The organism is Streptomyces antnestii (genome assembly GCF_004005495.1).
GTDB classification, from domain to species: domain Bacteria; phylum Actinomycetota; class Actinomycetes; order Streptomycetales; family Streptomycetaceae; genus Streptomyces; species Streptomyces antnestii.
The window spans coordinates 39288-52271 of sequence record NZ_RZYA01000025.1 but is presented as its reverse complement, the minus strand read 5'-3'; the positions used below and the strand labels follow the sequence as shown (position 1 = coordinate 52271).

Sequence of the window (12984 nt, the reverse complement as noted above, 5' to 3'; positions counted from 1 at the left end):
CACCCGTCGCGTAGGGGCCCACCTCCGGTTTTCCGGAGGTGGGCCCCTACTGACGACCTGCGCGGGATGCGCGGAATACCCGGATCGATATCAGCGCTTCGTCGTGCTGTTGAAGAGCGAGCGCGACCAGAAGTAGCCGACGAGGGCGATTCCCGCGCACCAGGCGAGCGAGATCCAGCCGTTGTTGCCGATCTCGGAGCCGGTGAGCAGGCCGCGCAGCGTCTCCGTCATCGGCGTGAACGGCTGGTTCTCGGCGAACCAGCGCAGGCCCGGCGCCATCGAACCGGCCGGCACGAACGCCGAGCCGAGGAACGGCAGGAACTGGATCAGCAGCGGCTTGTTGCTCGCCGACTCGACCGTCTTGGAGATCAGCCCGAGCGCCGCCGACAGCCAGGCCACGGCGAACGCGATCGCCGCGACGAGTCCCGGAACCAGCGCGCGAGATTAGGGGGTGCCCGACCGCGTGACGCCCTGCGCGAGTTGACCCACCACGTCGAGGACGCCCTGGCCGAAGGCGGTCGGGGCGATGAGTATCCCGAACACGAGCACCACGGCCACGGTCAGCTTCTCGTCGGACCGGCTTCGGGCCTGCGTGCGACGGCGTAATCGCAGGAGGATCACGACCGCCAGCAGAACCGCCACGTCGATCGTCAGCACCATCGGGCCAGCCCCTTCGTCAGGCAGGAACGGCAGGCAGGAATGTCGTCGGCCGCCTTCCTGTGTAGCCCGAGCCCGGTGGTGTGGTCACGGAGTTGACGTCGGTTGGCGGCAATCCGCTCATCCGGGGCCGGATTTGGGGCCGGGGATGGCGCCGGATCGGCTCATGAGCAGTGCGTACGCCGGGTGGAACCGGCGGAGCCCCGTCATCACCGCGTCGTCGGCTGAGGGATGTCGAAGACGTTCGCCGGAGTGACGATCTGGGTGATGGCCTTGCCGAAGAGGGTGCTGGGTTCGGTGCCCTTGTGGGTGATGTCCGTGTTCAGGAGCACCACGAGGGTGGCCTTCGCCGACGGCAGGTAGATCGTCAGGGACTCGTAGCCAGGCAGGGAGCCGTTGTGGCCGATCCAGCCCTGGATGTCGAAGATGCCGAGGCCGTAACCCGCGCCGGGGATGGTCGTCTTCGGGGTGAGCAGGCGCTGCTTCTGGGTGGCGGGGCTGATCATCGCGGCGCCGTTGGGGAACGTGCCCGTGGCGACCGTGGGTGCCCACGTGCGCAGGTCGTTCAGGGTGGAGATCATCGCGCCCGCGGCCCACGCCCAGGACGGGTCCCAGTCCGTGGAGACCTCGGTCTTCCCGGTCGCGGTCTGGTTCGTGTAGCCCTGCGCGTGCGGTTTCGGGAACTTCTTGCCGGTCGGGAACAGCGTGTGGTGCATGCCGGCCGGTGTCAGGACGTGGTCCCGGATGTACTTACCGAGCGGCTGCCCGCTCTCCTTCTCGACGACCAGGCCGAGCAGGATGAGGTTGGTGTTGCAGTAGTAGAACTTCTCGCCCGGCGCGAACATCACCGGGTGCTTGAACGAGTACGCGAGGAGCTGCCGTGGGGTGAACGGGCGCTGCGGATCGGACGTCAGCGCCTTGAAGAACCCGGGATCCTCCGAGTAGTTGAACAGTCCGCTGCGCATCTCGGCCAGCTGCCGGACGGTGATCCTGTCGCCGCCCGGCACCCCGTCGATGTACCGGCCGATCGGGTCGTCGAGGCCGACCTTGTGCTGGTCGACCAGTTGCAGCAGCGCCGTCACGGTGAACGTCTTCGTCTCGCTGCCGATACGCATGTACAGGCCGGGCGCCATCTTCTGGCCGTTGCTCTTGTCCGCGACCCCGAACGACCGTACGTACTGGCCCTTGTCGGGTGTCCACAGGCCCACGGTCACGCCCGGCACATGCGCCTCACGCATGACCTTATGGACGGCGGCGTCGATCTCCTTCTCCACGGACGGAGTGAGTTGCTGGAACTCACCGGACGGTGAGGACGGCGAGGGTGGATAGGGCGGGTGGGTGGCGGTTACCTGGGCGGGTGTCGTCGCCGACGCTCCGAAGGCGGCCCCGCCCGCGGCCGGTACCGCCAGCATCCCGACCGCCGTCACGGCGATCGCTCCCCTGCGCAGTCGCGTGCCTGAGTGCGTCATGGGCCGGCTCCAACCATGAGGAAGACCAGAGCAAGGCCTGAGGAAGACCTGGTGAAGAAGCCCCACGCCCATCGTAGGTCGATCCGGCCGCCCGGTCGCGTCGAGAGGACGGCAGCGAGGGCGCGCGGGAGGGCGACGCAGGGTGGGGACGGGACGCCGGTGGGCGGGGGCCCGGTCAGTCGACCCCACGCAGGTAGACACGGCTGCTTCGCGCATCGAGCGGATGCACCGTCACATCGAGGGAGTTCAACTCGCTCGCGCAGGGAGCACACACAGGTCCGGAGCGTACGTCCGCCAGCGTCTCAGGCTCCTTGAGCCCGAGATGCGCGAACGGCGTCATGGGCTTCACCGACTTCTGAAGGGGCTCGGCGCGACGAGTGAGTTCATGCTCGGGGGCGAGCTCGGCGAGGAACGCGTCCACGCGGGAGTTCGGCAGTGTGAAGGCGAGCAGTAGGCCGTCGTCCTGGAAGCCCTTCTGGTGGGCGGCGCGCCGGTCCGTGGCCTCGGTGGGAAGGTGTACGTGCATCTGCCGACCGACCTCCTCGGGAGTCGTCCCCGCTTCCCAGTACGGGACTTGCCTCCGCGAATCCGCACTCGCACCGGAACTCTCACCGGTGCGGGTTCCGGTGCTGCCCGAACAGCCGGTGAGCACGAAGCAGGCCACGAGACCCAGCGCTCCCGCGGACACCGCTCGAGCCGTGAACATCGAGTGCCGGCCCACCCTCACCGTGCGTCCCCGTTGCGTCCGAGGTCAGTACGGGTCCCGTCCCGCCCAGGTTCTGCCGGGTCAGGAAGTTTCGCGGGGGACGACCCCAGGTCGTAGTGCTGCACTGAACCGCTGCCTCGCATGTCGAACTCCCTGGCCAGACCGGTTGTGTGGAGGCGCGCCATGTCCGCGTCGGTCACTTCGGTCGGGCCGATCGGGGTGGATTTTCCTGGGTCCCAGTTGTACCGGTCCCAGACGTTGACCTGGTAGTCGAGCGACACCTTGGGCTTTCCGTCCGTGCCCGGGGTGACGGTGACGACTCCGGTGGTGTTGGTCGTCGCGCTGCCCACTGCCAGATACCAGTTGCGGTCGCTGTGGGTGTAACCCTGGGGAGGGGATTCCACCGGAATGGAGACGGGCTTCCCGCCGGACTTCTCGAAGGCCGCCAGAGCCTGTTGCTTCCACTGTTCCTGCTGTCCTGTGATCGTGCCTTGCGAGGCCAGGCGCAGGGACTCGTCGTCGGTGAGCATCCGGTCGACATCCAGGTCGAGAGTGGTGCCGAGGCCCCGCAGTTAGTGATCCAGGTTCCGTGCGGCATCGGTGTTCCCGATGAAGTCGCCTGCGTTTGCCATGCCCTCGGCCTGAAGCTGGATCCAGTAGTCGCGCATGCCGGGGTCCTCGACGTCGTACGGACCCGCTCCGTCGTCGGACGCACCGCGCTTGACCGTGGGGGTCAGCAAACCGGCGGACAGCAGGTTGTCCTTGTGGCGGGCCCACAACTGCGCCCGTGCTTCGGGGCTCAGTGATTCCCAGAGTCGCCGGAGTTCCGCGCGCTGCTTCGGATCTGCGTTATCACCCAGTTCGGCGAGCTTCTCCGCGCGCGGCATCATGTCCTCGTCGAGCGAGGTGTATGTGGCATGGCCCGCGTTGAAGGCGTCGGTGCCGTGACTCTTCTGCAAGGCGCGCACCAGGGCGGCGTCGACCTCGGAGGCGTGTGCGACGAGGCCGGTGATGGTGTCGGCGTACCACTGCATGATGTCGGTCTTCTTCTGGCCGGCCGGCTTCTCGTCGACCTTGCACATGGCCTCCATCACCTTGACCGTGCCGTTCTTCTCGTCGATGACGATATGAACTCCTCCTTGCGCGCCGCCTCAGTCAGACGCTTGGCACGGTTCTGGAGCGATTCCAGTTCACTGTGGGCGTCCTCGATGACGCTCCAGATGCTCTTGGCCTCCGCGTGCAGGTCTGAGAACTCCTTCGTGGTCTTGTCCACGAATTCCCGGGTCACATCGGCGTTGAGCCCGGCCCAGTGCGCCTTGTCGGACTTGGCCTTGAGGCCGTCACGGGCGTCGCCGACGAGGGTCTGGAGGCGGTCCGTCGCCTGCTTCCAATCGGTGACCGCAACCCCTAATTTGCTGAGGTCCACCTCGATCAGGTCTGTGTAGTTCACGTGCCGCACGCTCCCGTCCCGTACATGGCATGAGCCTTCTATTTGAAGTATTCGTTGAGGCTGGAGACGGAGACGGAGACGGAGACGGAGACGGAGACGGAGACGGAGATGGCGGTGCCGGCCCGGTTGCGTACCTCTGCGGCGATCTTCACGTCGTCGTGACTGTGCAACTTCTTCGAGTAGTCGAGGTGGTTGGAGATGTGGGCACACGCCTGGAGTACGGCCTTCACCTGGCTCGTCCACAGCTCCACGGTGGTCTCGAGCTCCCCGCCGGCGCCGAAGTGGTGGCTCTTCAGCTCGGCCGCGGCCTGCATGGTCGAACCGGACCCGTGCTCGTCCGCGCCCGCGCCCGCGCCCGCGATGTCGACCTGCTCGCGCAGCCGAGTGTGCAGCGAGAACGCCTCGTGTCCGACGCCCCCGAGATCGTCCTGGTTCACGACGAGCCCGTCGTTGCCGCCTGCAGGGGGTGCCTGGTTGAGCTGCATGCGGGCCCCCCTTCTCTGGGCGGCCTCACCCTTGAGATGCTCCCACTCGTCCCATGCCATGAATGGACCTGCCTTTCCCCGTGACCTCTTGGCCGGACAAGCGGCCTCATCGTCTCGGACACGGACCGGACCTTCGGTGGTTGCGTGACGGGCGAGGTCCGGGAACAGCGGATGGGCCCCGCCAACCGGCGGGGCCCATCAAACTGGTGTGTCACTGTTCGAAGTTGAGGCGGCAGGCCTCCGTCACACCGCCGGTGACGTCGGCGTGGCGGATTCGGGAGCGATTTCCGTCGTGGGCTCCGGCGTGGCGTGTGCCGCCACCCGGCGGGCCCACACGTAGTACACCGGTGCCGTCACCACCAGGCCGACGAGCCAGGAGAGGTCGGCTCCGCCGAGGGGGGCCACCAGGGGGCCCGTGTACAACGACGTGGCCACGAAGGGGAGTTGGACCAGGATGCCGAGGGCGTACGACGTCAGGGCCACCGGGTTGAAGCGGCCGTAGCGGCCTCCGTCGGGGGCGAAGAGGTCGGCCAGCGCGTAGTTGCCCCGGTGAACCAGGTAGAAGTCGATGAGGTTGATCGCGGTCCAGGGGACGAGGACGACGAGCAGGACCAGTACGAGGTTCACGAAGCTGGAGACGAAGTCGCTGGACAGGGCCGTCGCGATGACGAGCGCGCCGATCAGGACCAGCGCCGAGACGATGCCGCGGGCCGTCTGGCGCGGGGTCCACGAGGGGCGGAACGTCTGGACGACGGTGATCAGGGACAGCACCGCACCGTAGAGGTTGAGCGCGTTGTGGTTGATCACGGAGAAGAGGAAGAGCAGCAGGACGACCGGGCCGAACGAGCCGGCCGCGCTGTCGAAGCCCGCCACCGTGTCGTCCGTGCCGGGCGACGCGAGACCGATCACCGTGCCCGCGAGGAACGGCAGCGTCGAGCCGAGGCACGAACCCCAGTACGTGGCCCAGAACGTCGACGCCGTGCGGACCGTGCGCGGCAGGTAGCGCGAGTAGTCGGAGACGTACGGCGCGAAGGCCAGCTGCCACAGGGCGCTCAGCGACACCGTCGCCAGCCAGCCCGCGAAGGTGAAGGAGCCCGCGGAGAAGAAGTTGTCCGGCAGACCGCGGGTGATCACGACGGCGAGGCCGACCAGGATGCCGATGCCGAGCACCCACGTCGCGATCTTGTTGAGGGTGTGGATGAGGCGGTAGCCGACCCAGCAGATCAGGGCCGAGCCGAGCGCCCCGAGCACGATGCCCGCGTCGACCGGCACCGCGGGCGCGAGCCCGTGCAGGGACTTGCCCGCCAGGATGATGTTCGAGGCGAAGAAGCCTATGTACATCGCGGCCGCCACGACCACGATGAGCAGCGCGCCGACACTGCCGAACTGCGCCCGGCTCTGGATCATCTGCGGGACGCCCAGCTGCGGGCCCTGCGCCGAGTGCAGCGCCATGAACACGGCGCCGACCAGCTGGCCCACCAGGATCGCGAGAACGCTCGACCAGAACGACTGGTGGAAGACCTGGACGCCCATCGCGCCGGTGACCAGCGGCAGGGGCGCGATGTTCGTGCCGAACCACATGGTGAACAGGTCACGGACGCGGCCGTGACGCTCGGTCTCGGGCACGTGGTCGATGGTGTGCTGCTCGACGGCCGGGGCGCCGGCCGTCGCGGGGGCGGCGGGGGTGTCTGGCATGCGGAATCCCTGTCCTGGGAGAGCGGGAAGAGCGGGGGAAGAGCCTGGGAGAGCCTTGGAGAGAGGGGTGGGCCGGGGAGCCCTTGGTGGGAACGGGTGGGGCGGGTGTAGGGGCGGCGTAAAGGCCGTTTGGTTCTGGTTCGGGAGTCTCGCCGCCCTCGTAATCCCCGGTCAAACATTGATTTCCCTTGTGTTACATCTGTTTTCCAGATGCAGACAGCTCGGGGGGCCCGGGGGCACAATCCAGCCATGGCCAAGGACGCGAACTTCACCCTCGTGCAGCTGCGGTACTTCCTCGCCGCCGCCGAGCTCGGCAGCATGACCGCCGCCGCGCAGCGCATCAACGTCTCGCAGTCCGCCGTGTCCACCGCCGTGCACCATCTGGAGCGCGAGCTGGGCGTGCAGCTCCTGATCCGCCGGCACGCGAAGGGCCTGGCGCTGACGGCCGCGGGGGAGCGCTTCCTGCACGAGCTGCGCGGCTTCCTCACGCACGCCGACGAGCTGGCCGAATCGGCCAGGAGTCTGGGCGCCGACCTGGTCGGCGAGCTGAGCGTGGGCTGTTTTCAGACACTCGCGCCGTTCTACCTGCCCCGCCTGCTGCGCGAGTTCGGCGAGCGCCAGCCCGCCGTGCGCGTCGAGGTCGTCGAGGGCGACATCCCGGGCGTGCAGGACAGCCTGCGGACCGGCGTCTGCGAGCTGGCGCTGCTCTACGAGATGGATCTCGACCCCGACATCGAGTGCGAGGTCCTGGCGATGTCCCCGCCGTACGCCCTGGTCCCGGAGGGGCACCGGCTCGCGGAGGCCGGCCGGGCCCGCCTCGCCGACCTCGCGGACGAGCCGATGATCCTGCTCGACCTGCCGGCCAGCCGTGACTACTTCCGCGCCGTCGCCGCCAAGGCCGGCGTCGAGCCCCGCATCAGCCACCGCACCCGGAGCTACGAGACCGTGCGCGCCCTGGTCGCCGCAGGGTACGGCTGGTCGATGCTCAACCAGCGGCCCGCGCACGACCGCACGTACGACGGGTCGAGCGTCGTCGCGCTGCCGCTCACCGACCCGCTGCCCGCGCTCCCTGTCGTCCTCGCGAAGCTGCGCGGGGTGCGCCTGACGGGCCGGGCGCAGGCGTTCGCGACGGCGTGCCGGGAGGCGCTCAGGTCGTAAGAGGCCGACAGGGCGCCCGGCCCTCAGAATCCATCACTGGAGCAGAAGCTTCCGCTCGAAAAGATCTGCTCTGCGGATGGTTCCCGCCGGTGTCACAGCTCCGGGCACCCCGTGACCGTCCGCGCGTAGCCGAGCAGCAGGCGGCGGGCGACGTCCGGGGTCAGCTCGGTGTTGCGGCTGACGATGTGCAGTCCGTAGCCGTCCTCCAGCGCGACGAGGTTGCGCGCGACGTCGGCGACGGGCTCCGTCAGTGTGAACTCCCCTACGGCCACGCCGACTTCGAGGATCGTCGAGTACAGGGCGACCTCGCGGGCGAAGAGCGAGGCCATCAGGGTCGCGTGCCCGGAGCTGCGGTCGGCGCGCCGGTGCAGCTCGAACAGCAGCCCGTGCACGGCGTCCCCCGAGCCGCCCGGCAGCCCGCTCCCCAGCAGGGCCCGCAGTCGCGCCGCCGCCCCGATCACGCCGTCGACCGAAGCCTGGCGGGCGGTGAGATAGCGCTCCACGGCGCCCTGGTGCACCTCGACCACCAGCTCGTCCAGCTCGGGGTAGTAGTACAGGACCGACCCCGCCGACACCCCCGCCTCCGCGGCGATGTCCTTGATGCGCAGCCCGTCGAGCCCGCGCTCGGCGATGGCGCGCCCGGCCGCGTCGACGAGCGCCTCGCGTCGCGCGGTCTGGTTCTTCGGTCGCCCAGGCTTGTTCCCCATGGCCTAATTCTCTGTCACCAGATTCAAATAAATCAAGTTCCTGGCAGGTAAGGCATTGACGACCCGGCGATCCATTGTTTGAATCTCGCCACAAAGAAGTCGAGGTGGGAGTCGAAGCTGTAGGGGCGGCGGCTTCCCGACGGCACCGCGCCAGGCGCGGGGCACGCGGCCGGGCGGGCCGCAGACGATCCACCGCCACGGCCGGTCCTGGCGCGCCGGGGCACCGCGATCGTCCCCCGCACCCCGCACCCCGCGCACCCCGTGCCCCGGCCGCCGAACGCCACAAGGCCACACCCGCACCTGAAGGAGTCGCCGCATGAACACCCACGCAGACTGGCAGCGCCGAGCAGCCGAACTGACCCCGCGCACCCAGGCGTTCATCGGCGGCGCATGGACCCAGGCGCGGTCGGGAGCCACGTTCGACACCGTCGACCCGGCCACTGGAAAGGTCACCGCGCAGGTCACCCGGGGCGAGGGCCACGAGATCGACGCGGCCGTCCGCGCCGCCCGCGAGTCCTTCGACGACGGACGCTGGTCCCGCACGGACCCGGCAACCCGCAAGCGCACCCTCCTCCGCCTCGCCGACCTGATCACGGCCAACGCCGAGGAGCTGGCCCTCCTCGACACCCTCGACATGGGCAAGCCGATCGCCGAGTCGTACGGCGTGGACGTGCCCGGCGCGGCCGGTGTCTTCGCCTGGTACGCGGAGGCCGCGGACAAGCTGTACGACGAGATCGCGCCGGCGCCCCCGGGCAACCTGGCGACGGTCCGCCGCACCCCGCTCGGTGTCGTGGGCGCCGTCGTCCCGTGGAACTTCCCCCTGGACCTGGCGAGCTGGAAGCTGGCCCCGGCCCTCGCCGCGGGCAACAGCGTCGTGCTCAAGCCGGCCGAGCAGTCCCCGCTCTCCGCCCTGCGCCTGGCCGAACTCGCCGCCGAGGCGGGCCTGCCCGACGGCGTCCTCAACGTCGTCCCCGGCATGGGCGACACCGCGGGCCGCGCCCTCGGCCTGCACCCGGACGTCGACACCCTCGTCTTCACCGGCTCGACCGCGGTCGCGAAGCTCTTCCTGTCCTACGCGGCCGAGTCGAACATGAAGCAGGTCTGGCCCGAGGCGGGCGGCAAGAGCCCGAACGTCGTCTTCGCGGACGCGGACCTGGAGGCGGCGGCGGAGCGCGCGGCCTGGGGATTCGCGTACAACGCCGGACAGGTCTGCTCGGCCAACACCCGCCTCCTGGTGGAGAGTTCGGTCGCCGACGAGTTCACGGCCAAGGTCGCCGAGCACGCGGCACGCTTCGTGCCGGGCGACACGCTGGACCCCGCCACGAACCTCGGCCCCCTCGTCGACGAGGCCCAGGCGATCCGCGTCCACCGGGCGATCGAGGAGACGGACGGCCAGGTGATCGTGGGCGGCACGCGCGACGGCGCCTACCTGACGCCCACGATCGTCACCGGCCTGCGCCCCGACGCACCGCTCGCCCGCGAGGAGCTCTTCGGCCCGGTCCTCACGGTCCACCCCTTCACCACGGAGGCCGAGGCGATCGCCACGGCCAACGACTCGCCGTACGGCCTCGCGGCCTCGCTGTGGACGCGTGACCTGGGCCGCGCCCACCGCGTCGCGGACGCCCTGCAGGCCGGCACCGTCTCGGTGAACACGGTGGACGCGCTGAGCCCGATGACCCCCTTCGGCGGCTTCAAGCAGTCGGGCCACGGCCGGGACCTCTCGCTGCACTCCCTCGACAAGTACACGGGCCTCAAGACGACTTGGATCACGTACGCATGAGCCACGTACCCATGAACCACGCACCCACGGACACCGAAGCGCTCCTCGCGGCGATCGACAGCCGTACCGACGACCTGATCGCCCTCACCTGCGACCTGGTGGGCTTCGACACGACGGTCCGCGGCGACGCGTCGGAACCGGCCCGCGACGAGGCCGACCTCCAGGAGTACCTGGCGGCCCGGCTGCGCGCGGCGGGTGCGACCGCGGACGTCTTCACCCCGAAGCCGTCCGACCTGCCGCCCTCACCCCAGACGCCACCGGGCCTCGGCTTCGACGGCCGCCCCCAGCTGATCGCGCGCTTCCCGGGCACGGGAAACGGCAGAAGCCTGCTCTTCAACGGCCACATCGACGTCGTGTCCGCGGAGCCGCGCAGGGAATGGACCTCGGACCCCTTCGAGGGCACCGTCCGCGACGGCCGCCTCTACGGCCGCGGCACCTGCGACATGAAGGGCGGCATCGCGGCAGCCGTCATCGCGGCCGAGACCCTGGCCGCGCTCGGCATCCGCCTCCCCGGCGACCTCCTCATCAACACGGCGACCGACGAGGAGTGGAACGGCGCCGGCACCCTGGCGTCCGTGGGGTACGGCGTACGGGCGGACGCCGCGATCGTGCCCGAGCCCACCGACCTCGACGTAGTGACAGCCCAGCGGGGCATCCTCGGCGGCACGGTCACGGTCGCCGGCCGGCCGGGCCACGCCGAGCACCCGCCGGGGGACTGGCGCAAGGGCGGCGCGGTCAACGCGATCGAGAAGACGCTCCCGGTCCTCGCCGCGCTCCAGAACCTCCGGGCGGGCTGGTCCGCGGACCCGGCCCACCGCCACCCTCTCCTCCCGCCCCCTTCCATCGTCCCGACGATGATCAAGGGCGGGGAGTGGTGGGTGACATACCCGGCGTCCTGCGAGGTGTCCCTGGACGTCACGTACCTGCCCGTCCAGGCGGACGCCGGCGGCTGGGCGAGCCGGGTCCGCGAGGACATCGAGACGGCCGTGGCGAAGGCGGTGTCGGCCGACCCCTGGCTGGCCGCGTACCCCCCGGCCTTCGCCTGGGACACGGAACTCCCGCCCGCGGAGGTCGACGGCGGACACCCGCTGGTCGCGTCGGTCCTGGCCTCGGCGACGAGCATCGGCCACAGCCCGCGCATCCTCGGCGAACCGTCCTGGACGGACGCGGCGACCCTGACGCGCCTCGCGAACACCCCGGCCGTCTGCCTGGGCCCCACGGCCACGCGCCCCGACGGCTCCCCGACGCTCCACACCATCGACGAGTACATCGAGGTCAGCGACCTGGTGGCCACGGCGAAGACCCTGGCGCTGGCCGCGCTGGCAATGACGACACGAGCAGCCGCCTGAACCCCCAAAACCTCAAAACCCTCAAGCCCCAAAAACCCTCAAACCCTGAAGCCCCTGAAGCCCCTGAAGCCCCTCACACCCCCGAAGCCCCTCACGCCCTCGAAGGGACGAACACACCATGACCCTCACCCCCGCACAGCAGCTCGCCGCGACGGACCGGGCCCACATCATCCACCCCTACCTCCCCGGCTCGGCCGAGGAGCGCGTGATCATGACGGAGGGCAAGGGCTGCCGTCTCACGGACGCGGAGGGCCGCAGCTACCTGGACGCGACGGGCGGCCTCTGGCTGGCGCAGATCGGCCACGGCCGCGAGGAGGTCGCGGACGTCGCGCACGCCCAGATGAAGCAGCTCGAGTACTTCACGAGCTTCTGGGAGTTCTCGAACGAGCCGGCGATCAAGCTGTCGCAGCGCCTGGCGAGCCTGGCCCCCGAGAACCTCAACCACGTGTACTTCACGTCGGGCGGCTCCGAGGGCAACGAGGCGGCCATCAAGATGGCCCGCTACTACCACCACCGCAGGGGCGAGGGCTCGCGGACCTGGATCCTGGCCCGCAACAAGGCCTACCACGGCATCGGTTACGGCGGCGGCTCGGCCACCGGCTTCCCCGTCTACCACGAGGGCTTCGCCCCGATGATGCCGCACGTCAGCCACCTGACGCCGCCGTGGCCGTACCGCACCGAGCTCTACAACGGTGAGGACCCCACCGACTTCCTGATCGCCGAACTCGAGGCGCGCATCGCGGACATCGGCGCGAGCAACATCGCGGCCATGATCGGCGAGCCCATCATGGGTGTCGGCGGCATGCTCGTCCCGCCGGCCGACTACTGGCCGCGCGTCCGTGAGGTCCTCGACCGCCACGGCATCCTCCTCATCTTCGACGAGGTCGTCACCGCGTACGGCCGCGTCGGCGAGTGGTTCGCGGCCCAGCACTTCGGCATCCAGCCGGACATCATCGTCACGGCCAAGGGCATCACCTCGGGCTACATCCCGCTGGGCGCCCTGATGGTCTCGGACGACGTGGCCGAGGTCCTGCTCCGCGACCACGGCTTCCCGATGGGCTACACGTACAACGGCCACCCGGTGGCGGCCGCCGTCGCGCTCGCCAACCTCGACATCATCGAGCGGGAGGGCCTCCTGGCCCGCGCGGTCACGATGGGCGAACACCTCCACAACCAGCTCGAGGCCGAACTGGGCCACCTGCCGATAGTGGGCGAGATCCGCTCGGTCGGCATGATGCTGGCGGTCGAACTGGTCGCGGACCGCGAGACCCGCACCCCTCTCCCCCTGAACCCGGCGCGCATGCCGCACGACGTGATCCGGCAGGAGACGGGCGTCATCGTCCGCGACTCGGCCCACAGCCTGGTCCTGTCCCCGCCGCTGATCATGACGGAGCAGGAGGCCAAGGAGGCCGCGACGGCGATCCGCTCGGTCCTGGAGCGCACGACGCCGACGGGCGAGATCAAGTAACAGCCCCACCGGCCGGCAGCCGCGTTCCGACGGGAGGGGACGTGGCGGGATGTGCGCGCG

Annotated in this window: 13 protein-coding genes and 1 pseudogene; 4 read left to right on the top strand and 10 right to left on the bottom strand. The window is 69.8% G+C overall.

All coding sequences use genetic code 11. The annotated features are described in order from the left end of the window. Nucleotides 1-90: 90 nt before the first annotated feature. The 9 genes and pseudogenes from EOT10_RS35135 to EOT10_RS35105 all read right to left on the bottom strand — a co-directional run. Nucleotides 91-426 (bottom strand): annotated as a pseudogene (locus EOT10_RS35135) (ABC transporter permease); the annotation flags it as partial. A gap of 18 nt (nt 427-444) precedes the next feature. After that, entirely contained in the window at nt 445-660 is a 216-nt protein-coding gene (locus EOT10_RS35130; RefSeq protein WP_127832439.1) for a hypothetical protein, read from the bottom strand. A 206-nt stretch (nt 661-866) separates the two neighbouring features. Beyond that, the gene (locus tag EOT10_RS35125) at nt 867-2126 is read right to left on the bottom strand and encodes a serine hydrolase domain-containing protein (protein WP_127832438.1); all 1260 of its coding nucleotides are present in this window, start codon (nt 2124-2126) and stop codon (nt 867-869) included. Between the two features lie 175 nt (nt 2127-2301). Next, on the bottom strand, nt 2302-2652 hold the full coding sequence (locus tag EOT10_RS35120) for a hypothetical protein (RefSeq protein ID WP_127832437.1): 351 nt from the start codon (nt 2650-2652) through the stop codon (nt 2302-2304). Nucleotides 2653-2849: 197 nt separating this feature from the next. Beyond that, nucleotides 2850-3362, bottom strand: a complete 513-nt coding sequence (locus tag EOT10_RS42290) for a hypothetical protein (RefSeq protein WP_223281376.1) — start codon at nt 3360-3362, stop codon at nt 2850-2852. Nucleotides 3363-3404: 42 nt separating this feature from the next. Next, nucleotides 3405-3914, bottom strand: coding sequence for a hypothetical protein (locus tag EOT10_RS42285; protein WP_223281375.1), 510 nt, complete (start codon nt 3912-3914; stop codon nt 3405-3407). Nucleotides 3915-3922: 8 nt separating this feature from the next. Next, nucleotides 3923-4282, bottom strand: a complete 360-nt coding sequence (locus EOT10_RS42280; RefSeq protein ID WP_223281374.1) for a hypothetical protein — start codon at nt 4280-4282, stop codon at nt 3923-3925. A gap of 38 nt (nt 4283-4320) precedes the next feature. Further along, nucleotides 4321-4827, bottom strand: coding sequence for a hypothetical protein (locus tag EOT10_RS35110; RefSeq protein ID WP_189492491.1), 507 nt, complete (start codon nt 4825-4827; stop codon nt 4321-4323). Between the two features lie 183 nt (nt 4828-5010). Beyond that, nucleotides 5011-6462, bottom strand: coding sequence for a purine-cytosine permease family protein (locus EOT10_RS35105; RefSeq protein WP_127832436.1), 1452 nt, complete (start codon nt 6460-6462; stop codon nt 5011-5013). Nucleotides 6463-6711: 249 nt separating this feature from the next. Between EOT10_RS35105 and EOT10_RS35100 the strand changes: the two genes are divergently transcribed. Then, complete coding sequence (locus EOT10_RS35100) at nt 6712-7620, top strand: LysR family transcriptional regulator (protein ID WP_127832435.1); 909 nt, start codon at nt 6712-6714, stop codon at nt 7618-7620. Nucleotides 7621-7712: 92 nt separating this feature from the next. Here EOT10_RS35100 and EOT10_RS35095 read toward each other — a convergent pair whose 3' ends face one another. Continuing rightward, nucleotides 7713-8327 carry a TetR/AcrR family transcriptional regulator gene (locus EOT10_RS35095; protein WP_127832434.1) on the bottom strand — a complete coding sequence of 205 codons (615 nt, stop codon included), beginning with the start codon at nt 8325-8327 and terminating at the stop codon, nt 7713-7715. A 316-nt stretch (nt 8328-8643) separates the two neighbouring features. On the opposite strand from EOT10_RS35095, the gene EOT10_RS35090 reads away from it, so the two are divergent. The 3 genes from EOT10_RS35090 (at nt 8644) to EOT10_RS35080 (ending at nt 12924) form a co-directional block, all read left to right on the top strand. Further along, the gene (locus tag EOT10_RS35090; RefSeq protein WP_127832433.1) at nt 8644-10107 is read left to right on the top strand and encodes an aldehyde dehydrogenase; all 1464 of its coding nucleotides are present in this window, start codon (nt 8644-8646) and stop codon (nt 10105-10107) included. Beyond that, nucleotides 10104-11456 (top strand): ArgE/DapE family deacylase, encoded by a 1353-nt coding sequence (locus EOT10_RS35085; protein WP_127832432.1) that lies wholly within the window; start codon nt 10104-10106, stop codon nt 11454-11456. The genes EOT10_RS35090 and EOT10_RS35085 overlap by 4 nt, the downstream gene beginning before the upstream one ends. 118 nt (nt 11457-11574) lie before the next feature. Continuing rightward, the gene (locus EOT10_RS35080; RefSeq protein ID WP_127832431.1) at nt 11575-12924 is read left to right on the top strand and encodes an aminotransferase family protein; all 1350 of its coding nucleotides are present in this window, start codon (nt 11575-11577) and stop codon (nt 12922-12924) included. Nucleotides 12925-12984: the final 60 nt, after the last annotated feature.

What these genes read in the sequence shown, in the direction of transcription:
- EOT10_RS35130 (WP_127832439.1), bottom strand. Translation starts at nt 660, where the DNA reads ATGGTGCTGACGATCGACGTGGCGGTTCTGCTGGCGGTCGTGATCCTC.
- EOT10_RS35125 (WP_127832438.1), bottom strand. Translation starts at nt 2,126, where the DNA reads ATGACGCACTCAGGCACGCGACTGCGCAGGGGAGCGATCGCCGTGACG.
- EOT10_RS35120 (WP_127832437.1), bottom strand. Translation starts at nt 2,652, where the DNA reads ATGCACGTACACCTTCCCACCGAGGCCACGGACCGGCGCGCCGCCCAC.
- EOT10_RS42290 (WP_223281376.1), bottom strand. Translation starts at nt 3,362, where the DNA reads ATGCTCACCGACGACGAGTCCCTGCGCCTGGCCTCGCAAGGCACGATC.
- EOT10_RS42285 (WP_223281375.1), bottom strand. Translation starts at nt 3,914, where the DNA reads ATGTGCAAGGTCGACGAGAAGCCGGCCGGCCAGAAGAAGACCGACATC.
- EOT10_RS35110 (WP_189492491.1), bottom strand. Translation starts at nt 4,827, where the DNA reads ATGGCATGGGACGAGTGGGAGCATCTCAAGGGTGAGGCCGCCCAGAGA.
- EOT10_RS35105 (WP_127832436.1), bottom strand. Translation starts at nt 6,462, where the DNA reads ATGCCAGACACCCCCGCCGCCCCCGCGACGGCCGGCGCCCCGGCCGTC.
- EOT10_RS35100 (WP_127832435.1), top strand. Translation starts at nt 6,712, where the DNA reads ATGGCCAAGGACGCGAACTTCACCCTCGTGCAGCTGCGGTACTTCCTC.
- EOT10_RS35095 (WP_127832434.1), bottom strand. Translation starts at nt 8,327, where the DNA reads ATGGGGAACAAGCCTGGGCGACCGAAGAACCAGACCGCGCGACGCGAG.
- EOT10_RS35090 (WP_127832433.1), top strand. Translation starts at nt 8,644, where the DNA reads ATGAACACCCACGCAGACTGGCAGCGCCGAGCAGCCGAACTGACCCCG.
- EOT10_RS35085 (WP_127832432.1), top strand. Translation starts at nt 10,104, where the DNA reads ATGAGCCACGTACCCATGAACCACGCACCCACGGACACCGAAGCGCTC.
- EOT10_RS35080 (WP_127832431.1), top strand. Translation starts at nt 11,575, where the DNA reads ATGACCCTCACCCCCGCACAGCAGCTCGCCGCGACGGACCGGGCCCAC.